The following is a 22,632-nucleotide window of genomic DNA, read 5'->3' as shown; positions in this document are numbered from 1 at the left end:
AAGATAATAAGGTCGTAATAACGAAAAAGGCCGCACCAATATGGTGCGGCCTTTTCACTATCTTAATGCGTGATGCTCTTATTGCTCCAGTTTTGGGCAACGGAGCCTTCAAAGCTCTGAGTGACTAACAAATAGGTCTTAGGACTAGTAACCTAAAAAATCCATCCAGCGTTCGATGAGCAGTTCGAAATCGTCGATTCCGCAGCTTGCTTGGCTTTCACAATTATAGAAGTCGAATTCACTGCCCTCTTCCATCTCTTGCTCATGCGCTAACACGTTTTCTTGAATCGTTACTTCATCTTCGTTGATCGCAAGGCTAATCTCTTTGCCAAGCAACGTCACTTCATTGCTCAAATCCTGTCGAGATTGCTCAATCAACGCCATCACATGATCTAATTTCTGCTTATCTTTACCGATCTCTTCTTGAAGCCAACGGCCAACAATCTCATGGCCCATACTGCATTTGACATAGTATTCGCCCATTAGAGTGTTTCTAGTAAATTCGAATTCCATAAGGCTCCAAAGCTCTAATAAAAAGAGACTCAATAAAAGGGTTGTGGCAAAAATGAGGCGAGAGTATATAGCGAAGTCATCAAGAGATCGAGTCGCTCGTCGTCCAGTATTCAGACATAAAAAAACGCCTACCGAAGTAGACGTTCTATCATTTGGGTTCCTCTAAATAGTTGGAGTTGCAGTTAGGCGACAAGTACGTTCATCCCTATGAGCATAGAAGCTCTATGTGATTAGGGTGAACGTACGCAGTCAACAACGCTGCAGCTACAAATATAACGAGGAACTAAGCTGGTTCTTGGAAGATAACAGTGTCTGCTTTTTCCGTGTACTGACCCATTTTATGGAAGTTCAGGTAACGGTATGTATCAGCAGCCGTTGCATTAATCTTCTCAGCGTACTCTAAGTACTCTTCTTTCGTTGGGATGCGACCTAGAATCGCACCAACAGCAGAAAGCTCAGCAGAAGCCAGATAAACGTTCGCGCCATTACCTAAGCGGTTCGGGAAGTTACGCGTTGACGTCGACATAACCGTCGAAGCATCAGCAACACGAGCTTGGTTACCCATACATAGTGAGCAGCCAGGAGTTTCGATACGTACCCCAGCACGACCGAAGATGCCGTAGTAGCCTTCTTCTGTCAGTTGGTCTTTATCCATCTTCGTTGGCGGAGCAACCCATAGGCGAGTATTTAGCGAGCCGTTAAACTCTTCTAGCATCTTACCTGCAGCACGGAAGTGACCGATGTTGGTCATACAAGAACCGATAAACACTTCTTGAATCTCAGTGCCTTGAACGTCAGAAAGAAGACGAGCATCATCTGGATCGTTTGGTGCACATAGGATTGGTTGATCGATGTCAGCAAGATCAATCTCAATAACATGTGCGTATTCCGCATCTGAATCAGCAGATAGCAACTCAGGGTTCGCTAACCACTCTTCCATTGCTGTGATACGACGCTCAATCGTACGAACATCACCGTAACCTTCAGCAATCATCCACTTAAGCATAACGATATTCGAGTTCAGGTACTCATCGATAGACTCTTGAGATAGCTTAACCGTACAACCTGCAGCAGAACGCTCAGCAGATGCATCAGAAAGCTCAAATGCTTGCTCAACAGATAGGTGCTCAACGCCTTCAATTTCTAGTACACGACCAGAGAATTCGTTGATCTTACCGGCTTTCTCTACCGTTAGTAGACCTTGCTTGATACCGTAAAGAGGAATGGCATGTACTAGGTCACGTAACGTGATACCCGGTTGCATTTCACCTTTAAAGCGAACCAAGATAGATTCAGGCATATCAAGAGGCATAACGCCTGTTGCTGCAGCAAATGCTACCAAGCCAGAACCCGCAGGGAATGAAATACCTAGAGGGAAACGAGTATGCGAGTCACCACCTGTACCTACAGTATCAGGAAGAAGCATACGGTTTAGCCATGAGTGGATAACGCCATCACCTGGACGAAGTGAAACACCCGCACGGTTCATGATGAAATCAGGTAGCGTATGGTGAGTGTTTACATCTACCGGTTTAGGGTATGCCGATGTGTGACAGAAAGACTGCATTACAAGGTCTGCAGAGAAACCAAGACACGCCAGATCTTTAAGCTCATCACGAGTCATAGGACCGGTCGTATCTTGAGAACCGACTGTCGTCATTTTAGGTTCACAGTACTGACCAGCACGCACACCTTCAACACCACATGCTTTACCAACCATCTTCTGAGCTAGCGTGTAGCCTTTATCAGATGCAGATGGATCGATTGGTTTAGCAAACAGATCCGTTTCAGCTAGACCTAGAGCGTCACGAGCACGACCCGTTAGACCACGACCGATAATCAGTGGAATACGGCCACCAGCACGCACTTCATCAAGAAGTACTTTGCTTAGCTCAAAGTTTGAAATCACAGAACCGTTCTTGTGAACAACACCTTCGTACGGGTAGATATCAATGATATCGCCCATGTTCATATCTTGTACGTTCAGTTCAATGGGTAGTGCGCCTGAATCTTCCATTGTGTTGTAGAAGATTGGTGCAATTTTACCACCAAGACAAACACCGCCAGTACGCTTGTTTGGTACGAATGGGATATCCTCACCCATGAACCAAAGTACTGAGTTTGTTGCCGATTTACGTGAAGAACCTGTACCAACAACATCACCAACGTAAGCCAGTGGAATGCCATCTTTTTGCATTTCTTCAATTTGATTGATTGGACCAACACTACCCTGTTCATCAGGAGTAATGCCATCACGTTCCATCTTCAGCATCGCTTTCGCGTGCACTGGGATATCAGGACGTGACCATGCATCAGGCGCTGGAGATAAGTCATCAGTGTTCGTTTCACCGGTAACTTTAAATACTTTAACGGTGATCTTTTCCGCTACTTTGTTTTTCGCTGTAAACCATTCAGCATCAGCCCAAGATTGAAGTACTTGTTGTGCAGATGCATTGCCAGCTTTCGCTTTCTCTTCTACGTCATAGAACGCATCGAACATCAGTAGAGTATGAGATAACGCTTTAACAGCGATTGGAGCAAGCTCAGCATCGTCTAGTAGAGATACTAGAGATTCAATGTTGTAACCGCCTTGCATAGTACCAAGCAGTTCTGCAGCTTTTGCTTTGCTTACTAGTGGAGAAGCTACTTCACCTTTAGTGATAGCCGTAAGGAAGCCAGCTTTTACGTAAGCAGCTTCATCTACACCCGGTGGAATGCGATTTTCTAGTAGGTCAAGAATGATTTCTTCTTCACCTTGAGGTGGATTCTTCAGAAGTTCAACTAGGCCAGCTACCTGCTCAGCATCTAGTGGTTTTGGAACAACTCCTTCGGCAGCACGTTCTTCGACGTGTTTACGGTAGGCTTCAAGCACGACTTTTTTCCTCTCATTGCGGTTCACTTCTTCCCTTCATAATTGTTAGTAAAATAAAGAAGTGAACATCCTTGGAAACTTGGCTCTCCATTGCCATTTTTGTCATTCAATTTGTATTGATGAGCGGCGTCATAGAGGCCAAACTGTGGGCGGTAGAATAGCAAATTTAACGTTAAATTAAAATCTTATCATTTTGACCAACATAGCAAGTTAAGACGAAAGTCCCACTATTTTTGCCTAATTACGCACTTAAATGGCGACTCTGCGCATGATTATTTGTAGGACGTACCTACAATCAGATACACCGAATCGAAATTATCTTCGGTTCGGCCATAAGCTAAAATGATCGGCCCGATTGGTGAATCTACACCCGCGAAAACAGAACCCGCGGTGTACATTGGCGCTTCATCAATACTCAAATCATTGTTCGACCAAACACCACCATGCTCAATGGATGCGCCCACGTAGAATGGTGATTTAAAAAGGCCAAAGTCATTTTCAAACCACTTATAACGATAGATAAGGCTGGTGTAGGCCAAGTTCTGACCAATCATACTATTCCTTGGAATACCTGACAGGTTTAAGAAGCCACCAAGCTCTTTGGGATCGATAGGAAAAATCGAGTTTTTACTTTCTACAATACCGTAATCGAGCTTTGCGACTAAAGTATGCTTCTCGATACTCTTTGCAGCCATTAAATTAGCCGAAAACTCATAAACAGTATCGCTCTCAGACGTCAACTCTGTTTCATTAATAGAGGTATCATTCTGAAAGTCATCATGAGAAACAAGGTATTCTAAATCAACAAAATAACCTTCAGTTGGCAAGCTGAAGTTATCCAAAGTATCCAATCGATAATTGATAAACCCACCAATACGCGTGTAACCACCATTACCTAACGAAGGTAAAGAAGCCACCTCAACATCCCCATCAGTATAGCGAGCACCAAATTTCAGCTCTTGCCACAAAGTCGGTTGATAGCCTAATGCTAATTCACCGACATACTCGCTATAGGTCATTGGAAAGTAGTCTTTCGTTACGTCCAGTGTCGGTTCTTCAATATCGTCAATATCTACCGGTAGGTTCCTGTTTTCCTTGCTATAAACAACCGATGCAGAAGTGAACAATTTTTGACTCGAAAAGAATGGCGAATAGAGTTCCGCCTCAATTCGTTTATCCGTTCCCATCTCGATATTGGTTCTTAGCTCTGCACCGTGCGAGTTAATATCGGTAAAGTTGGCTGAAACACCGATCGAGTACTGACTGGTAGTCGAGAAGTCATCTTCAAGAAAGAATCGAAAGTTGAGGTAGTTTGGCCCCCAAGATTTTTCGTTCACATCGACCCGCAATTGCTCCTCGCCATCCACGGTGTCAAATTCATACGTCACCAACTCGAATCTATCTAGCGCATAGAGGTCTTGTACTTTAGATTCAATTTCACTGGTCTTCAGAACCTTACCTGAATCAAGGTTTAAACGGTTTTCGATCAGCTTATCGGAATAGTGGGTGTTGTTATTGATCACAACTCGGTCAACGACGGTCTGATCGCCGTGTTTCAGCTGTCTGCGCGCTTTTTGTTTGTCCTCGATATAATGCTGATAATCGGCATTTGAGAGCGATAGCTTAGAAAGTTCATCAGTATGTTGCTTAGCGGCTTCATAGCCCGCAAGGAAAGCCGATGGCATTTTATCAAATTCTGTCGTCTCCATTTCCCCAACATCTGGGCGCAGGAAGACATCATCGTCTGTTAGAGTTTCAGCTTGCTCTTGGGTGCTGCGTTGAACAAGATAATTAGAGAGTTGGTCAGCTGCAGCTAGAAAATTCGTGAAATCATCTTTGCCTTTGTAGTTGGTACTGATATCCACCGCAATGACGATGTCTGCACCCATCGCTCTGGCAACGTCGACGGGCATGTTATTGGTGACACCACCATCAACCAGCATTCGACCATCTAGCTCATAAGGGGGAAGCGCGCCGGGAACTGACATACTGGCCATCATGGCATCAACAAGGTGACCATGGTCGATGACCACCTCTTCAAGTTCGATAATGTCGGTTGCGACGGAACGGTATGGAATAGCAAGATGGTCGAAAGAATCGAATGAGGATAGATTACCTGTGGTCTCACGCAGAATACGCAACATATTCTGGCCTTGCACCACCCCTTTCCTTGCTTTGATTTCGCCCCAACCTAAGCCGAGATCGGTGTTCAGTTGGTAGCGGTCTTCATATTCTTTATCACGTACACGGCGATCACTACGGTTAACGCGATCACGATAACCGCGATTCCAATCGACCGTATAAATAAAGCTCTCGATCTCGTCTGCGCTCATCCCTGTCGCATAAAGACCACCAACGTATGAGCCCATACTGGTACCGGTAATATAATCAACCGGGATTTGCATCTCTTCTAGAGCTTTAAGCACACCAATGTGAGCTGCACCTTTTGCCCCACCACCAGCAAGAACGACAGCAACTGTTGGTCTTTTATGAGCTTGTTCAGCCTGCTGAGATTGATCAACCTGTGTCGCGGTGGATGCAAACAGCTGAAAACTGATCACAGTACCGACAATGCCTAAGCCACTCACTAACCAACGAGAAATCATTATTTTAACTGTCCTTGTCATTCTTTCCTGTTACGACTTTACCACTGAAAAAGCTTCTTTAGCCACTGTTTTGGTTGACTTTCACAGCCCTTTTTAATGTTTCCATCCTCATCCCAAACTGGCAGTTTGACTGCGCCATCACAATCAAACTCTAAAGCCCCTTCAGAAGTTCGAGTAAAGTTAGCGGTGACAATGCCTGTCGGCCAAGGCAGCAATAGCTGCTCGGGCGTTCTCTGTTTGAGATAATCAGCATAAACACGTAACGCACCACTCGAACCAGTAAGCTTAGTCGGCTTGTTGTCATCACGCCCTAGCCAGATGGTCGTCACTTCACGGCCATCAACGCCCACGAACCAACTGTCTCGGCTGTCATTACTGGTACCTGTCTTGCCGGCTAATCCAGCCCATGCAAACTGGCCTTGTAGGAAACGCCCCGTACCTTCCGATACGCCACGTTTCATTGCATAGGTTGTTAACCAAGCGGCTTGCTGGTCAACGCTTTGTGATACACGAGGAATCGACTGATACAGAACCTCGCCATCATTATCAACAACTGAACGAAGCGCAGACAAAGGTGCGATACGGCCAGAGTTGGTGATAGTTTGATACATCTGCGCGACTTGGAATGGAGTCAGTGAGAACGAACCCAAAAACATCGACGGTACTGGGCGAATTTCATTTTTATCGACCCCCAGCTTTCCAATCGTATCCGAGACACTATCAATGCCTAACTGCATGCCTAAACGAACAGTAGGTACGTTGTAAGACTTAGAAAGCGCCACATACAAAGGCACATCGCCACGGAACTTACGATCGAAGTTTCTCGGGCTCCATACACTGCCTTTACTGCCTTTCAAGCTCAGTGGCGTATCCTTCAATGTTGTCGCTAACGTGTACTTCTGAGGCTGCTCTAATGCGGTTAAGTAGATTGCAGGCTTAACCAAAGAACCAATAGGACGACTCGCGTTCAAGGCACGGTTAAAGCCATCGTAGCCAGTACGCTTACCACCGACCATCGCTCGGATTTCACCGGTATTTCTATCCACGGCAATAGCCGCAGCTTCCAGTTTGTTACCTGCGGTTTTCGATAAATCAGGCACCTTACGAGCAATCGACTTCTCTAACTTGTCTTGGGAAACTGGATCCAAAGAGGTGAAGACTCGAATCCCTTTTTTCGCCTCAAATCGGTCGCCGACATACTTCTTAAGCTCAATGTTTACTTGTTGGAAGTAAGCGGGCTGACGGCTAGCAATACGTGGGTTGTCTTGAATATCCAATTCACGACTCGCTGCTTCTTCGTATTGTCGCGGAGTTAATATGTCTTGCTGCATCAATAAGCGAAGAACCAGATCGCGTCGAGTCTTGGCACGCTCAGGATAACGAACCGGATTGTAATACGACGGTCCTTTCACCATACCAACAAGCAGTGCTAGCTGATCGATGCGGAGCTCTTGAATTGGCTGACCGAAGTACAAGCGAGACGCTAAACCGAAGCCATGAATCGCTTGCCCACCATTTTGCCCAAGGTAAACCTCGTTTAAGTAAGCCTCTAGGATTCGGTCTTTGCTGTAACGATGGTCCAAGATAAGCGCAATGTAGGCTTCACGAACCTTACGCCACAATGTACGTTCACTGGACAAGAACAGGTTTTTTGCCAACTGTTGCGTCAGCGTACTACCACCTTGTACCGTTCGCCCTGCTTTGACGTTAACGACCATTGCACGAGCGATGGCCAGTGGCGACACACCATCGTGTTGATAGAAATTTCGGTCTTCGGTTGCCAATAAGGCATCAACCATCACTTCTGGGAACTGATTACGTTTTAAGAACAGACGCTGCTCATCGTTACTTTTCTCAAGCATGCCAAGCATTTTCGGTTCAACACGCAGATAACCCATGTCGCCTTTCTTCTCTAGCGACTGAATACGAGTTAACTCGTTACCATTGAAATGCAGCATCACATGACGATCCGCTTCCGGTCCATCGACAAACTCGAACGGACGACGAATCATTTCAATCTTGGTGGAAGAAGAAGAGTATTCGCCCGGATGACGAGGCGCATTCACCTTACGATAATTAAGTACATCGAGCTCATTCTTAACCTGCACCAAACTCACAGGAGTTCCCGGAGACAGATTTAGCACTCGCGCATAAACCACGGTTGGCAAATCAAACAGCTGACCTTCAAAGCGCTGTTTGACTACAGAATCGAGATAAATACCGACGAACAACAGCAATGCCGCGAGCGCTAAGCCTGCTTTCCAAGAAATGCCCCATAGGATCTTCAACCAACCTCTTTTGCCAGATTTCTTAGCCTTAGATTTGGTCTTTTTCGCAGCCGCTCTTGGTTTTCTAGGCTTGGCTTTGGTCGCTGGTGACTTCTTTGCTGGCGCTTTTTTAGGTGGTGCCTTTTTTGGCGTTAACATTTTGGTCATCATCGATTCAACTGTCGTTTGGTTTTAGTGGTTGCTACATGGTTAGCAGGGTCATCCGGCCAAGGATGTTTTGGGTAACGGCCTTTCATCTCTTTTTGTACTTCTTTGTACGCGCCAGCCCAAAAGCCGGCTAAATCTTGAGTAATTTGCAGTGGTCGCTGTGCTGGAGAAAGTAGCTCAAGCACTACTTTTTTACGCCCTTGCGCGATCAATGGCGAGTCTTGTTCGCCAAAGACTTCCTGCATTCGCACTGAGATCACGGGTTCAGATTGATATTGATAACGAATGGCCTTCTTGCTGCCTGTTGGCATCAGATAGTGCGTTGGCAGCCATTGGTCGATTTCTTGATTCAAAGGCCAGCCAAGATAAGCCGACAATGCTTGCTCAGTCGAAACACTAGCCAGCCCTTTTGCCGACTTAATGCCATTGAGATACGGAGATAACCACTCATCAAGGTGTTCAATCAAACTCGCATCGTCCATCGCTGGCCAATCATGCTCAGGCATCCAAAGTGCTGCACAGCGTACACGCTCAACCAACTGCTTAGCCGAAGCTGTCCAATTTAAACGATCCAACCCACATCGAGCGACATAATTGAGCAGCGCTTGGCTCGCCTGATTCGCATCGGGATCAGGTAAAGCTTTGGTGCTGATAATCAATTTGCCCAGAGATACACGCTGCTCGGCAACTAAACGGCCACGTTTCTCATCCCAATCGGCGTAATCGGAACGCACAAACAGCTTTGGAAATTCAGCTTCTAGCTGCGCGATATCAACCGCGGTGGCTAAGAAAATTTGACTGGCTCGCCCTGTGCTGCGCATCAAATCAATCACTACGATATAGTCATTGTTCGCCAATGGGTCATCGTCACGAACCTCAGCGCCATGGCCATTCGCTAGAAGGAAAGCACTGCTGGTCGCGCTTCTCACTTGTGCAATCCGGTCTGGGAAGGCAAAACAAAGCACTAATGGTAGCAATGATTCGTCAGCTTGTGACAAATCTAAGTGATGATTGAGTTTGCTCGCGAGACTTTTCGCTCGCTGCATCACAACGCTATTTTTGGAATGTTTTCTTTGCTTAAGTCGATGTAAAGAGTGTTGAATATCCGTCACATTGCGTTCCGGCTCTTCCAGCAAAGCAGCGGCAACAATCGCGACATTCAACAGAGCAGGACTACCTTGCTGCGCTTTAACCAGCATGCTGGCAATACGAGGCTCTAAACCTAAACGTTGGGCCTGTTTTCCTAATGCCGTAAATTGACCATTCTCGTCTAATAATTCAAGAGTCTGTAAGAGTTGCTTGGCTTGCCCAATAGAAGCTTTGGGCGGAACGTCTAACCATTGCAGTTCATCGGCACTCGCAGCGCCCCATTGCGTCAATTCAGACACCAACGAAGACAAATCAGAATGAAGAATTTCAGGTTCTGGTACAGCCGGTTGCTGAATAAGTTGCGTTTCGCTGTACAAACGGACGCACAAGCCCTCTTCCATTCGTCCCGCACGGCCTGCTCGTTGTTCAGCAGAAGATTGCGAGATTTTCACTTGCTCAAGCTTCGTAATACCGGTTTTAAGATCGAACTTCGCTACACGTTCAAGCCCGGAATCAACCACCAATCGAATGCCTTCAATCGTCAAAGAAGTCTCAGCAATATTGGTCGCTAACACCACCTTTCGACGCCCTTTCTCTGATGGCGCGATCGCTTTCTGCTGTTGAGGAAAGCTGAGTTGCCCATACAGAGGGCAAACATCGATATCACTGGCGAGTTGTTCTAGTTGAGACTCCACCTGCTTAATCGCAGAAACGCCCGGCAAAAAGGCCAGAAGTGAGCCTGACTCTTTCTCCACCAGAGATCGAATCACATTAGCCATTTTAGGGGCTAGATATTCATTTGCGCTAAGAGGCTGATAACGGAAATCGACCGGAAAGGTGCGACCTTGTGATTCAACGTATTTGGCATTCGGCAGCAAAGTTTGCAGCGCTTGTTGATCTAAGGTTGCCGACATCACAACCACTTTTAGATCATCACGCAATGCCTCTTGGATCTCTAAGCTAAACGCCAATGCGGTATCGGCGTGAATACTGCGCTCGTGAAACTCATCAAAGATCACCATATCAACCCCAGTTAATTCAGGGTCGGTTTGGATCATTCTCGTCATGATCCCTTCGGTGACGATTTCCAAGCGAGTTGCATTGCTGGTTTTAGATTCACCACGAACTCTAAAGCCAATGCTCTCTCCCACCTTTTCTCCCAATTGGCTCGCTAAGTAAGTGGCAATATTCCTTGCAGCCAAACGCCTCGGTTCAAGCATGATGATTTTGCCTTGAACGGCGTTGGTCTTAACTAACTGTAAAGGGAAGAATGTTGACTTACCCGCACCGGGAGCGGCCTTTAGAATAAGTTGAGTGTGTGTTTCTACGCCAGCGAGCAGATCTGGCATCACAGCTTCTATGGGCAGTTGTGGCAATGGGAGAACCTTGTGGTGTAATGTTGGCAACATTGTACATAAAAACCTACCTGTCTAAATAAGTAATATGCACTTCAATCCGCCATTAGAGCCAGCGACTCTTGTTAAACGCTATAAACGTTTCCTCACTGACATCCAACTTCCAGACGGTAGCGAGCGTACTATCCACTGCGCTAACACTGGAGCGATGACAGGATGTGCGACTCCTGGCAATACGGTGTGGTACTCAACCTCCGATAATGCAAAAAGAAAGTACCCAAACAGCTGGGAGATCTCAGAAACAGACAAAGGTCATCGTATTTGTGTAAATACTGCGCGGGCAAACCAGCTAGCAGTGGAAGCAATTGAAAATGGGACTATAGTTGAACTCTTAGGTTATAACGCGTTACGAACCGAAGTGAAATATGGCAGTGAGAATAGTCGCATTGATATTCTGCTTGAAGATAACGAAAAGCCGCCTTGCTATATCGAAGTGAAAAGCGTCACTTTGCTCGACGAGCTAGAAACGTCAACTAAAGGGCAAGGTTTTTTCCCTGATGCGGTCACAACCAGAGGCCAAAAACATCTGCGTGAACTCACAGAAATGGTCGAATCTGGAAATAGAGCCGTACTTTTATTCACTGTTTTACATTCAGGTATTGAAAAAGTGTCTGCGGCACACCATATAGACGCCAAATATTCGTTATTACTAAAACAAGCACAAGACGCTGGAGTTGAAGTGCTTTGCTATAAAGCAGAGCTCAGCAGTACTCAAATACAACTAAAACAAGCTGTTGAATTTATCAATAGCTAAGCAAAGATGCTGAACTAATCACATTGATTGCAAGTTTGAATAAGAGTATTTGCCACCATTCGTTCTTTCTGCTATAGATACCCGCCTTAAAATTAGCTGCTTTGCAGTTGACTAGGTGTAAATAGGAGATGCTGTATGCCAGAATCTAAGAAAAAAGCGCTAGGCATCCTAGCCATCGCAGGTGTTGAACCGTACCAAGAGAAGCCAGGTGAAGAGTACATGTCACCTGAGCAAACGGAACATTTTACAAAAATTTTAGCAGCTTGGCGCAACCAGCTCAGGGAAGAAGTTGATCGTACTGTGCACCACATGCAGGACGAAGCAGCGAATTTCCCAGACCCAGTTGACCGTGCTTCTCAAGAAGAAGAATTCAGCCTAGAGTTACGTAACCGTGACCGTGAGCGTCGTCTTATCAAAAAAATTGAGAAGACATTAGACAAGATCGATGAAGACGATTTCGGCTTCTGTGATTCTTGCGGTATCGAGATTGGCATTCGTCGCCTTGAAGCTCGTCCAACTGCTGATCTTTGTATTGACTGTAAAACACTTGCAGAGATCAAAGAGAAACAGATGCAAGGTTAATTCTTGCAGATGTAAAGAAAGGGAGCCTTGGCTCCCTTTTTTGTTTGTTATCCAAGCGAAGTATTTCACACGCTTGATAGTAAATAGCAGCTTTAAGCCTTAGTTCTATACATCAAACCTTTTTTCTATAGATTGAAGCTTAGTTCTACGCATTAAAGCTCTTGTTAAACGTCTTAAGAATCGGCTACTGCGGTACCATTTAGATTAGGTTGTTCACTCATGAATTATATCGGACGCTTTGCACCATCACCGTCAGGTCCTCTTCATTTTGGCTCACTTGTTGCTGCTCTTGGTAGCTACTTTCAAGCGAAATCTAACCAAGGAAAATGGTTGGTTCGTATGGAAGACCTCGACCCTCCAAGAGAAATGGCTGGCGCTGCAGACCTCATTCTTAAGACGCTTGAGGCTTACCATCTATTTTGGGATGGTGAAGTCGTCTATCAAAGCCAGCGTCATGGCTTGTATCAAGCTCAAATCGAACAATGGGTCGCTGACAATCAAGCCTACTACTGCCAATGCACCCGCAAGCAGATAAAGGCTTTGGGTGGCTTTTACAATGGTCACTGTCGAGATGCAGGCTTAATCGATTCAGGCGAACAGGCGGTGCGCTTGTGCATGGACTTTCCAGTAGAGTCCTTTGATGATGTTCGTCACGGCACCATTCAAATCCCTAAAGCATTAGCTGCAGAAGATTTTATTATTAAACGCAGAGATGGATTGTTTGCCTATAACTTGGCCGTTGTCCTTGATGACATCGAACAAGGAGTAACAGAAGTCGTAAGAGGCGCAGACCTGATAGAACCAACAGGTCGACAAATCAGTTTGTATAAGACGCTCAAGCAAAAAACAGTGAGCTACTTGCACTTACCATTGGCAACCGATGGCTTGGGGAATAAACTGTCAAAACAGAACCATGCCACCGCGATAGATCTCGACAACCCAAAACCAACGTTACTCAACGCGATGCGATTCTTAGGTTTTGATATCCCGACGGCTCTTTGTGAGGCTTCAATGGATGAGATTTTATTGTGGGGCTGCCAACAATGGAACGTCAGTCAGTTACCTGATAGTTTACAAAAAGAGCACTGTAATTAGCTCGAAACTCACGGCAAATAGCAAAAACGACACATAAAAATGCCATAACCAACCACTGTGGTTAAGCAGACGATGTTCTCAAATGGCTCGCGCTAAGCTATTATTAGCCGCAATTAAACTCTGCACTACCACTTTGGACTAAGAGAAAAACAAAGTTGGCGATACCTACTTTGTTCTAAACTAATGAATACAAACGACAATACCCCAAGCGAACAACGCGGATTCCACGAATTAGCTCTGAATATTTATACTCGTCAAGAGCACAATATTTCACGCAAGCAGATCAGCGACAACGCACTAAAAGTGCTATATCGCCTGAATGGTGCGGGTTTTGACGCATTTCTAGTCGGTGGTGGTGTGCGCGATATCTTATTAGGCTCTCAGCCAAAAGATTTTGATATTGCGACCAACGCAACGCCAGAGCAAATCAAACACCTCTTCAGAAACTGTCGTCTTATCGGTCGCCGTTTCCGCTTGGCACATATCATGTTTGGTCGCGACATCATTGAAGTGGCAACTTTCCGTGGTCACCACCAAGAACCATCGAAGAACGTTTCTGCACAATCGAAAGAAGGCATGCTACTGCGCGATAACGTGTACGGCAGTGTTGATGAAGATGCAGAGCGTCGTGATTTCACAATCAACGCGATGTACTACAACATTGCAGACTACAGCATCCACGATTACGCGGGTGGTGTAGAAGATTTAGAAGATAAGCTGATCCGCCTGATTGGCGATCCAGAAACGCGTTACCGCGAAGACCCTGTACGTATGCTACGTGCAATGCGCTTCGCCGCTAAACTGGATTTCGACATCGAAGAAGACACGGCTGACCCGATTGAAGAGTTAGCTCACCTTCTAAGAGATATCCCAGCAGCGCGCCTTTACGAAGAGTCTCTAAAATTACTGCAATCAGGTCACGGTTTAGAAACCTACCACCTGATGCGCGAGTACAACCTGTTCCAACAGATGTTCCCAGCAGTAGCTGAGCACTTCACAGAAGATTACGACTCTCACACAGAGCAGATGCTTGATTTGGTTCTCGATTCAACCGACCTTCGCATCGAAGATGGTAAGCGAGTAAACCCAGCATTCATGTTCGCAGCGATGCTTTGGTACCCGATGAACAAGCTGGCAGACAAACTTGTCGCTGAACAGGGTATGGCACACTACGATGCGATCATGGAAGCGAGTAACATCATTCTAGATCAGCAAGTAAAGTCTATTGCGATTCCTCGTCGTCACACCGCAACCATTCGCGAAGTTTGGCAACTGCAACTTCGACTGCCTCGCCGCAACGGTAAACGCGCTGTTCGTCTAATGGAGCTCAACAAGTTCCGTGCAGGCTACGATTTCCTAGAAATGCGTGGTGAGATTGAAGGTGGCGAAACCAAAGAGTTAGCAAAATGGTGGGAGCGTTATCAGACTGCAGGTCGCAACATGCGCCAAGCAATGGCTAACGACGTTGCAGCACCATCAAAGTCAGGCCATCGTCGCCGTAAGACTTACCGAAACAAAAAGAGTAAGCAATCAGAATGATAACTGCTTACATTGCGGTCGGCAGCAACCTTGCCGACCCAGTTAGCCAAGCAAATTTGGCTATCGAAACGCTAAAAAGCCTACCGCGATCAACGTTTATTGCGACCTCTCAGCTATATAGTAGCACTCCAATGGGACCGCAAAATCAACCAGACTACATCAACGCGGTAGTCGCTATCCAAACCGAATTAACGCCAATTGAACTACTTGATTGCACTCAAAAGATCGAACTAGAGCAAGGGCGCGTCCGTAAAGACGAACGTTGGGGACCAAGAACCTTGGATCTCGACATTGTGCTATACGGCAATGAGGTGATCGATTCAGAGCGCTTAATCGTTCCTCATTATGGAATGAAAGAACGAGAGTTTGTACTCTACCCGCTTGCTGAAATCGCACCAAGTTTACAACTCCCTGATGGGACTGAGCTGACAGAACTGCTGAAAATAGTAGATAAGAACGGGCTCAATGTTTGGCAACAATAGCCAAGCGCATTAAGGAAAACCAATGAAAAAAGTAACCATTAACGACCTGATCAAATGCAAACGTGAAGGCCGTAAATTCGCGACTTCGACAGCTTATGATGCGAGCTTTGCTCAATTATTCGAAAGCCAAGAAATGCCAGTTCTGCTTGTCGGTGATTCACTGGGTATGGTTTTACAAGGCCATAACGATACATTACCAGTAACCGTTGAAGACATTGCTTACCATACTCGCTCAGTGCGTGCTGGTAGCCCAAATTGTCTTCTTATGGCTGACTTGCCTTTCATGAGCTACGCAACGCCAGAACAAGCTTGTGAGAGCTCTGCGACTTTGATGCGTGCTGGTGCGAACATGGTAAAAATCGAAGGCGGAAGCTGGTTGGTTGATACTGTGAAGATGCTAACAGAACGTGCAGTACCAGTATGTGCACACTTAGGCTTAACGCCTCAATCTGTGAACATTTTTGGTGGTTACAAGATTCAAGGTCGTGACGACGAGCAAGCCGACAAAATGGTTGCTGACGCGTTAGCACTGCAAAACGCAGGCGCTCAAATCGTTCTACTTGAATGTGTGCCAGCTTCATTGGCAAAACGAATTACAGAAGCTTGTGACGTACCGGTTATCGGTATCGGTGCAGGTAATGTTACCGATGGTCAGATCTTGGTTATGCATGACATGTTCGGTATTTCTGCGAACTACATGCCGAAATTCTCTAAGAATTTCCTAGCAGAAACAGGTGATATGCGTAAGGCTGTAGCTCTATACAAAGAAGAAGTAGAGAGCGCGCGCTTCCCTGATGAAGCTCATACAATCGCTTAGGAGTAAGTATGCAAACTTTTGCTGAAATAGCGGCTCTTCGTGAGCAGATTAAACAGTTTAAGCGTGATGGACGTACGGTTGCTTTTGTACCGACAATGGGAAACCTGCATGAAGGCCACCTGACTCTGGTAAAGAAAGCTCGTGAACTGGCCGACATCGTTGTGGTAAGCATCTTTGTAAACCCAATGCAGTTTGACCGTGCCGACGACCTAAACAACTACCCTCGCACGTTAGAAGCAGATTTAAGCAAACTAACAGGTGAAGGTGTTGAGCTAGTATTTACACCAACGCCAGAGGTGATGTACCCAGATGGATTAGACAAGCAGACGTTTGTTGAGGTCCCTGGCATATCTCACATGCTTGAAGGTGCCTCTCGTCCAGGTCACTTCCGTGGTGTATCAACCATTGTCACTAAACTGTTTAATATCGTTCAGCCAGACTTTGCATGCTTCGGTGAGAAAGACTTTCAGCAACTTGCTGTTATTCGCCAGATGACCACTGACTTAGCGTTAGACATTGAAGTTGTCGGCGTTGCGACCGTTCGTGAAATGGATGGTTTGGCAATGAGCTCTCGCAATAGCAACCTAACGATTGACGAGCGCCAACGAGCTCCCGTTCTAGCGCGCACTATGCGCTGGATCAGCAGCGCTATTCGTGGTGGTCGCGATGATTACGCATCAGTGATTGAAGATGCTACTGACCAGCTACGCGCTGCAGATCTTCAACCTGATGAGATCTTCATCTGCGATGCGAAAACACTGCAAGCAATCACTTCAGAATCAACTCAAGCAGTGATTCTAATGTCGGCTTTCCTAGGTAAGACCCGTCTTATCGATAACCAAGTTCTCGATTTAGTAACGGAAACCAAAGAAGAAGTGAAAGAAGAAGCGACTGAATAGTCGGCTTCTGCTCTTAACGCAAACAAAAACACCAAGCGCAAAACATAAAAAAGGTCGATGTTATATCGACCTTTTTCTTTACCTGTTACTTAGATGAACCAAAGGTTAGCTACGTAAGCCGATACCCTTTGTCACTAAGTAGTGTGCAATGCCATACAACAGCACGATAAACACACCTAGTACGCCAAACGACGTCACGATACCCACATCAGACACACCCAAGAAGCCATATCTGAACGCGTTAACCATGTACACGATAGGGTTCAACTTCGATACACCTTGCCAGAACTCAGGCAATAAACTGATCGAGTAGAACACACCACCAAGGTACGTCAGCGGTGTTAAGATAAAGGTTGGGATAATAGAGATATCATCAAACGTGCGTGCGAATACCGCGTTAATCAAGCCACCCAAAGCGAATACTACCGACGTTAAAAATACCGTCGCAATGATCACGCCCCAATGGTCAACTTGCAGGTCGACAAAGAACAACGACACGAACGTTACTATGGTGCCCACTAACAAGCCACGAACCACACCACCCATTACGAAACCGGCGATAATCACGTAATTAGGAACGGGGGCTACAAGTAACTCTTCAATGTTCTTTTGGAATTTAGCACTAAAGAACGATGAAGCAACGTTGGAGTATGAGTTGGTGATCACCGACATCATGATCAGACCGGGAACAATGTATTCCATGTAGCTAAAGCCGTTCATTTCACCAATACGCGCACCAATCAGGTTACCGAAGATGATGAAGTAAAGCGTCATGGTAATCGCTGGCGGCACCAGAGTTTGCACCCAGATACGAGTAAAGCGATTGATCTCTTTGGTCAACAAACTGCAAAAAGCTGTCCAATATAGGCTGTACATATTATTTACTCCCCTCACGGACGATACTCACAAATAGCTCTTCTAGACGGTTTGCTTTGTTACGCATAGAGAGGACTTTAACCTGTTGCTCGCTCAATTGAGCAAAGATGGTATTCAAACCTAGGTTCTTGTCGATTTCGATTTCTAGCGAGCCATTGACCATCACTTGGCTATTCACGCCTTCAAGCTTAGGTTCAGTCGTGCCCTCTTCCAGATCCAGAATAAAGGTCTCAGCACTCAATTTACCCAACAGCGCTTTCATTGTTGTGTTCTCAATCAGCTCACCGCGATTGATGATACCAATGTTGCGACACAGCATTTCTGCTTCTTCTAGGTAGTGCGTGGTCAAGATAATGGTAATGCCCTGCTTCTCATTGATCTCTTTTAGGAATTCCCACATTGAACGACGCAGTTCAATATCAACGCCTGCTGTCGGTTCATCAAGGATCAACAAATGAGGTTCATGCATCAATGCACGTGCGATCATCAAACGACGCTTCATACCACCAGACAAGTTACGCGCACGTTCGCCACGCTTTTCCCACAGATCGAGTTGAGATAGGTACTTTTTCGCTCGCTCTTTCGCTAATGCTTTTGGCACGCCGTAATAACCCGCTTGTTGCAGCACGATCTGTTCAACGGTCTCAAACGGGTTAAAGTTAAACTCTTGAGGTACAAGGCCTAAGTTCTGCTTCGCCAACTCCAGATCGGTATCAATGTCGTAGCCGAACACTTTAACCTTGCCTGACGTTTTATTTACCAGTGAAGAGATAACACCAATGGTGGTTGATTTACCCGCACCATTTGGACCAAGTAGTGCGTAAAAGTCGCCTTTTTCTACTTGTAAACTAACGCCCTTAAGAGCCTCGAAGCCCCCAGCATAAGTTTTTCTTAATTGCTCAATTTCTAATGCATACATAGAGATAGACTGCCATTTGCTATAGATAAGATGTAGACGACCGAGCTTGAGGAAGAGAGTAATGCTTAAAACGAGCTAGCAGAAAACTAACCCAAACTTGTTTACTCGGCCATTTTGCAAACAAGTTTATCGTTGATTGACGATTAATACAAATATCGTGTGAGAGTTTCTTTCGAAAACAAATAAGCGTCTTGGCTACCTGAAGACTAAATCAACGTTCAATAAATATAAAAATGCCGCTAAGTTATTCACTTAACGGCATTAATGATCAGTCTTGAAGTTAGCGTCTATAGCTTATTCATATTAGATTATTCATATCAGCTCATTCATGTTCGCTTGTTACTGAAAATTAAACTGACTCAAATTGATGCTCATCTCTGTCGACATAGCTTGTTGCTGCCGTCAGGGCTTCATATCTGAATCGATAAGTGTTGGATTCAGGTACTAGGTCAATCACGTGGAACTTCTCTAGTTGCTGACGAGTATTCTCATTAGGACACAGCAGGTACACCTCACACTGCGCATCCAATGCATCTTTAATCGCATTCTCTAGCGCAAGACCAACAGTGACATCAATCATAGGGACATCTGTGAGGTCTAGAATCATCGCTTCATAGTCAGAAATACTTGAGTGTTGACGTGAGATCGCCTTTGAAACACTGAATATCATCGGCCCTGAAAGATAGAAGAACAACACCTTACCATTGGCACTATCGAGTAACTGACGCTCGCTATCAGTCAATGGGATATCGTCTTCATCATCACCATCACTGATCGCCTTAACTTGTCTGGCTTGCTCTCGGCTCAATCTTTCAATAATCAGAATGTTCGAGATAAACACGCCCAGTCCAACAGCAATAATCAAGTCGACAAACACAGTCAGTAGCATCACGCCGTACATCACGCCCATGCCCGCATAGCTAACCTTGTGCGCGCGCTGGATAAAACTCCAATCTAGGATATTGAAACCAACATACATCGCGATACCTGCCAGCACTGCCATAGGAATCGGTTCTGTTAAGCCACCCGCAACCAATACCACTAACGCAAGCACTAAAGCTCGAATAACTCCCGAAAGCGGAGAACGCGCTCCCACCTGAATATTCGTTACGGTACCCATAGTGGCGCCCGCGCCAGGTAGCGCACCAAACAGGCCAGAGATCATATTGGCAATGCCTTGGCCACGAAGCTCTTTGTCTGAGTCATGTTCTTTACGAGTCAGTGAATCTCCGATAACCGCGGTCAAAAGCGTATCAATACAACCTAATGTACCAAGCACTAAGGCATCGATAACCATAGTCGTGAACTGTTCAGCGCTGATCGTAGGGATAACGAGAGAAGGTAAACCAGCTGGAATTTCACCAATACGGCGAATAGAGTCGGTATCAAAAATAATGACGGACAAGAGTGTCACAGCAACCAAAGCGACAAGTTGTGCAGGTACATACTTACGATACTTAGCGGGGAAGCCAAAAAGAATACCGAGTGTCAAAGCACCTAAAAACAGTTCGCTCACTTTTAGGTTTGCGAGCGTATCAGGCAGCGCAGAAAGCGTCCCCATCACCCCACCAGATGGAGCAGCATGTCCTAACAATGGTGATAACTGCAAGATAATCAGAATAACGCCAATACCCGACATAAATCCGGAGATCACGCTATATGGCATCAAAGTCACGTATTTTCCGAGCTTTAATGTACCGAGTAATATCTGAAAAGCACCTGCCATCATTACCACGGTAAAGGTCATTGCCATTCCGGTTTCAGGATACTTCGCGACCATGCTGGTCATTACGGCTGTCATGATCACCGTCATCGGGCCGGTCGGTTCAGAGATCAGGCTGCTCGAGCCACCAAACAATGCCGCAAATAGGCCAACCATGATGGCGCCCCAGAGGCCAGCTTCCGCGCCCGCACCAGAAGCAACACCAAATGCCAATGCTAAAGGTAATGAGATGATGGCAGTAGTAACACCACCAAACATATCCCCTTTGAGATTGATATCCGTAAAACGACTTCCAAACAAAACACACCTTCCTGATGATGAAATGACAAACCTTATCACTTTAACAAATGTATCAAGTGTTCAGAAAGTGTTAATTCAATCACATTATTAATGTCTTATAACCGGATCATAGCTTCTACGCTAAGTTAATGATTTTAACGACGAGTACACGTCAGATGAGTACTATTTGACACAGTTTTTACGAGATTGAATTTGTAACATTGTGTATAGTTGAGATTCTTAATTAAGGGATGTAAGACGCAAAATGCCAGAGATTAAACAGCTTTTTGAAAACAACTCTAAATGGTCAGAAGAAATTCGATCTCAACGACCTGAGTATTTTACAACGCTTGAAGAGGGTCAAAGCCCTGGTTTTCTATGGATTGGCTGCTCAGATAGCCGTGTTCCGGCCGAGCGTCTCACTGGTTTGTATTCTGGCGAACTGTTTGTTCACCGAAATGTGGCAAACCAAGTGGTTCATACCGACCTAAACTGCCTCTCAGTGGTACAGTACGCCGTCGATGTACTCAAAGTTAAACACATCATTGTCTGTGGCCACTACGGCTGTGGCGGTGTTAATGCGGCGATTGATAACCCTAAACTTGGTCTTATCAACAACTGGTTACTTCACATCCGTGACAATTACCTAAAATACCGTAAGCAAATCGAGGGGCTTCCTCGTGAGCAATGGGGTGACAAGTTGTGCGAAATTAACGTCGCAGAACAGGTTTATAACCTAGGCAACTCAACCATTATGCAAAATGCATGGGAGCGTGGCCAAGACGTTGAAATCCACGGTGTGGTTTATGGTATTGGCGATGGCAAGCTGCAGGATCTTGGCGTACGTTGCTCAAGTAACGATACCCTAGAGAACAGTCACTTAGATGCATTAAACAAGATCTTAACGACGCCTCTTCTTAGTCAACAAAGCTAACCCATTCCGTCATATATACAAAAAGCCCGCATCAAGCGGGCTTTTTAATGACTTCTAAACCACAAGCGTAATGATTACTCTTGAGGTACTACCTTACCGATGTACGGTAGGTGACGATATTTTTGTGCGTAGTCGATACCAACACCAACAACAAACTCGTCTGGGATTTCAAAACCAATCCATTTTGTATCTACAGTCACTTCACGGCGAGAAGGCTTGTCTAGTAGCGTACAAATTTCGATAGACTTAGGACCACGTAGGCTCAGAATCTCTTTTACTTTAGTCAGCGTGTTACCTGTATCGATAATATCTTCTACAAGTAGAACGTCTTTACCTTGGATATCATCATCAAGGTCTTTCAAAATACGAACATCACGTGAGCTTTCCATGCCGTTGCCGTAGCTAGACGCGGTCATGAAATCAACTTGGTGAGTTAAATCGATAGCACGAGCAAGATCTGCCATAAAGACAAAAGATCCACGCAATAAGCCAACTAAAACTAGATCTTCACTACCGTTGTAGTGTTCCGTGATCTGTTTGCCTAGTTCGTTCACTCGATCCTGAACCTCTTGCTCAGAGATCATGACTTCAACTGTATGCTTCATACTGCTCTCATTCTATTTGGTGATTGCGACGAATGTTGACAGTTTCGTCAGTTGTGTCGCTCAATTTTGTGCGTAAGTCTAGCACTGCTCAAATACCCACACCACCTTATGGTTCGAATTTACTGTCAGATTCTCAACGAAATGTGCGCTGGTGCCTTATCCAATACTCGTCTCCTTTCACATCAATGCTGATCACGC

Annotated in this window: 17 protein-coding genes; 8 read left to right on the top strand and 9 right to left on the bottom strand. The window is 45.6% G+C overall.

Translation table 11 applies throughout. From position 1 onward, the window contains the following. Window positions 1-144 precede the first annotated feature (144 nt). From MSG38_RS16510 to hrpB, 5 genes are all read right to left on the bottom strand, one after another. The gene (locus tag MSG38_RS16510; RefSeq protein ID WP_019824378.1) at window positions 145-513 is read right to left on the bottom strand and encodes a YacL family protein; all 369 of its coding nucleotides are present in this window, start codon (window positions 511-513) and stop codon (window positions 145-147) included. A gap of 283 nt (window positions 514-796) precedes the next feature. Beyond that, entirely contained in the window at window positions 797-3,385 is a 2,589-nt protein-coding gene (gene acnB, locus MSG38_RS16505) for a bifunctional aconitate hydratase 2/2-methylisocitrate dehydratase (RefSeq protein WP_048605714.1), read from the bottom strand. 272 nt (window positions 3,386-3,657) lie between these two features. Continuing rightward, on the bottom strand, window positions 3,658-5,991 hold the full coding sequence (locus MSG38_RS16500) for a patatin-like phospholipase family protein (RefSeq protein WP_248402237.1): 2,334 nt from the start codon (window positions 5,989-5,991) through the stop codon (window positions 3,658-3,660). A gap of 38 nt (window positions 5,992-6,029) precedes the next feature. Continuing rightward, window positions 6,030-8,429, bottom strand: coding sequence for a penicillin-binding protein 1B (gene mrcB / locus MSG38_RS16495; RefSeq protein WP_248402236.1), 2,400 nt, complete (start codon window positions 8,427-8,429; stop codon window positions 6,030-6,032). Continuing rightward, window positions 8,426-10,924: an ATP-dependent helicase HrpB gene (gene hrpB / locus MSG38_RS16490; RefSeq protein ID WP_282450487.1), complete on the bottom strand. Its 2,499-nt coding sequence runs from the start codon at window positions 10,922-10,924 to the stop codon at window positions 8,426-8,428. Before hrpB ends, mrcB begins: the two co-directional genes overlap by 4 nt. A 34-nt stretch (window positions 10,925-10,958) precedes the next feature. Between hrpB and sfsA the strand changes: the two genes are divergently transcribed. The 7 genes from sfsA to panC all read left to right on the top strand — a co-directional run bounded on the left by sfsA (window position 10,959) and on the right by panC (window position 17,098). After that, window positions 10,959-11,684, top strand: a complete 726-nt coding sequence (gene sfsA / locus MSG38_RS16485; protein WP_050633609.1) for a DNA/RNA nuclease SfsA — start codon at window positions 10,959-10,961, stop codon at window positions 11,682-11,684. A gap of 135 nt (window positions 11,685-11,819) precedes the next feature. After that, on the top strand, window positions 11,820-12,266 hold the full coding sequence (gene dksA, locus MSG38_RS16480) for an RNA polymerase-binding protein DksA (protein WP_248402235.1): 447 nt from the start codon (window positions 11,820-11,822) through the stop codon (window positions 12,264-12,266). A 219-nt stretch (window positions 12,267-12,485) separates the two neighbouring features. Beyond that, entirely contained in the window at window positions 12,486-13,361 is an 876-nt protein-coding gene (gluQRS, locus tag MSG38_RS16475; RefSeq protein WP_050633610.1) for a tRNA glutamyl-Q(34) synthetase GluQRS, read from the top strand. A gap of 183 nt (window positions 13,362-13,544) precedes the next feature. After that, on the top strand, window positions 13,545-14,900 hold the full coding sequence (pcnB, locus tag MSG38_RS16470) for a polynucleotide adenylyltransferase PcnB (RefSeq protein WP_017059432.1): 1,356 nt from the start codon (window positions 13,545-13,547) through the stop codon (window positions 14,898-14,900). Further along, the gene (folK, locus tag MSG38_RS16465) at window positions 14,897-15,382 is read left to right on the top strand and encodes a 2-amino-4-hydroxy-6-hydroxymethyldihydropteridine diphosphokinase (protein ID WP_004735459.1); all 486 of its coding nucleotides are present in this window, start codon (window positions 14,897-14,899) and stop codon (window positions 15,380-15,382) included. Before pcnB ends, folK begins: the two co-directional genes overlap by 4 nt. A gap of 22 nt (window positions 15,383-15,404) precedes the next feature. Beyond that, complete coding sequence (gene panB, locus MSG38_RS16460) at window positions 15,405-16,199, top strand: 3-methyl-2-oxobutanoate hydroxymethyltransferase (RefSeq protein WP_048605732.1); 795 nt, start codon at window positions 15,405-15,407, stop codon at window positions 16,197-16,199. Window positions 16,200-16,207: 8 nt separating this feature from the next. Next, window positions 16,208-17,098 carry a pantoate--beta-alanine ligase gene (gene panC / locus MSG38_RS16455; protein ID WP_048605734.1) on the top strand — a complete coding sequence of 297 codons (891 nt, stop codon included), beginning with the start codon at window positions 16,208-16,210 and terminating at the stop codon, window positions 17,096-17,098. 105 nt (window positions 17,099-17,203) lie between these two features. On the opposite strand, the gene MSG38_RS16450 is transcribed toward panC, so the two are convergent. The 3 genes from MSG38_RS16450 to MSG38_RS16440 form a co-directional block, all read right to left on the bottom strand. After that, on the bottom strand, window positions 17,204-17,974 hold the full coding sequence (locus MSG38_RS16450; RefSeq protein WP_010435987.1) for an ABC transporter permease: 771 nt from the start codon (window positions 17,972-17,974) through the stop codon (window positions 17,204-17,206). Between the two features lies 1 nt (window position 17,975). After that, the gene (locus tag MSG38_RS16445) at window positions 17,976-18,893 is read right to left on the bottom strand and encodes an ABC transporter ATP-binding protein (protein ID WP_017059435.1); all 918 of its coding nucleotides are present in this window, start codon (window positions 18,891-18,893) and stop codon (window positions 17,976-17,978) included. A 349-nt stretch (window positions 18,894-19,242) separates the two neighbouring features. Then, a complete protein-coding gene (locus MSG38_RS16440) occupies window positions 19,243-20,874 on the bottom strand; it encodes a SulP family inorganic anion transporter (RefSeq protein WP_017063247.1) in 1,632 nt (543 codons plus the stop codon). A gap of 286 nt (window positions 20,875-21,160) precedes the next feature. Between MSG38_RS16440 and can the strand changes: the two genes are divergently transcribed. After that, window positions 21,161-21,829: a carbonate dehydratase gene (can, locus tag MSG38_RS16435; protein ID WP_017059437.1), complete on the top strand. Its 669-nt coding sequence runs from the start codon at window positions 21,161-21,163 to the stop codon at window positions 21,827-21,829. 74 nt (window positions 21,830-21,903) lie between these two features. Here can and hpt read toward each other — a convergent pair whose 3' ends face one another. Further along, window positions 21,904-22,434 (bottom strand): hypoxanthine phosphoribosyltransferase, encoded by a 531-nt coding sequence (hpt, locus tag MSG38_RS16430; protein ID WP_017059438.1) that lies wholly within the window; start codon window positions 22,432-22,434, stop codon window positions 21,904-21,906. Window positions 22,435-22,632: the final 198 nt, after the last annotated feature.

The sequence above is a fragment of the Vibrio sp. 1CM24A genome (assembly GCF_023161725.1).
Lineage (GTDB): Bacteria > Pseudomonadota > Gammaproteobacteria > Enterobacterales > Vibrionaceae > Vibrio > Vibrio coralliirubri.
Note: the sequence above shows the minus strand (reverse complement) of the source record. Positions and strands in the feature narration are given on the sequence as shown.

What these genes read in the sequence shown, in the direction of transcription:
- mrcB (WP_248402236.1), bottom strand. Translation starts at nt 8,429, where the DNA reads ATGATGACCAAAATGTTAACGCCAAAAAAGGCACCACCTAAAAAAGCG.
- hpt (WP_017059438.1), bottom strand. Translation starts at nt 22,434, where the DNA reads ATGAAGCATACAGTTGAAGTCATGATCTCTGAGCAAGAGGTTCAGGAT.
- panB (WP_048605732.1), top strand. Translation starts at nt 15,405, where the DNA reads ATGAAAAAAGTAACCATTAACGACCTGATCAAATGCAAACGTGAAGGC.
- gluQRS (WP_050633610.1), top strand. Translation starts at nt 12,486, where the DNA reads ATGAATTATATCGGACGCTTTGCACCATCACCGTCAGGTCCTCTTCAT.
- MSG38_RS16450 (WP_010435987.1), bottom strand. Translation starts at nt 17,974, where the DNA reads ATGTACAGCCTATATTGGACAGCTTTTTGCAGTTTGTTGACCAAAGAG.
- MSG38_RS16510 (WP_019824378.1), bottom strand. Translation starts at nt 513, where the DNA reads ATGGAATTCGAATTTACTAGAAACACTCTAATGGGCGAATACTATGTC.
- dksA (WP_248402235.1), top strand. Translation starts at nt 11,820, where the DNA reads ATGCCAGAATCTAAGAAAAAAGCGCTAGGCATCCTAGCCATCGCAGGT.
- MSG38_RS16445 (WP_017059435.1), bottom strand. Translation starts at nt 18,893, where the DNA reads ATGTATGCATTAGAAATTGAGCAATTAAGAAAAACTTATGCTGGGGGC.
- folK (WP_004735459.1), top strand. Translation starts at nt 14,897, where the DNA reads ATGATAACTGCTTACATTGCGGTCGGCAGCAACCTTGCCGACCCAGTT.
- pcnB (WP_017059432.1), top strand. Translation starts at nt 13,545, where the DNA reads ATGAATACAAACGACAATACCCCAAGCGAACAACGCGGATTCCACGAA.
- panC (WP_048605734.1), top strand. Translation starts at nt 16,208, where the DNA reads ATGCAAACTTTTGCTGAAATAGCGGCTCTTCGTGAGCAGATTAAACAG.
- can (WP_017059437.1), top strand. Translation starts at nt 21,161, where the DNA reads ATGCCAGAGATTAAACAGCTTTTTGAAAACAACTCTAAATGGTCAGAA.
- hrpB (WP_282450487.1), bottom strand. Translation starts at nt 10,924, where the DNA reads ATGTTGCCAACATTACACCACAAGGTTCTCCCATTGCCACAACTGCCC.
- MSG38_RS16440 (WP_017063247.1), bottom strand. Translation starts at nt 20,874, where the DNA reads ATGTTTGGTGGTGTTACTACTGCCATCATCTCATTACCTTTAGCATTG.
- MSG38_RS16500 (WP_248402237.1), bottom strand. Translation starts at nt 5,991, where the DNA reads ATGATTTCTCGTTGGTTAGTGAGTGGCTTAGGCATTGTCGGTACTGTG.
- sfsA (WP_050633609.1), top strand. Translation starts at nt 10,959, where the DNA reads ATGCACTTCAATCCGCCATTAGAGCCAGCGACTCTTGTTAAACGCTAT.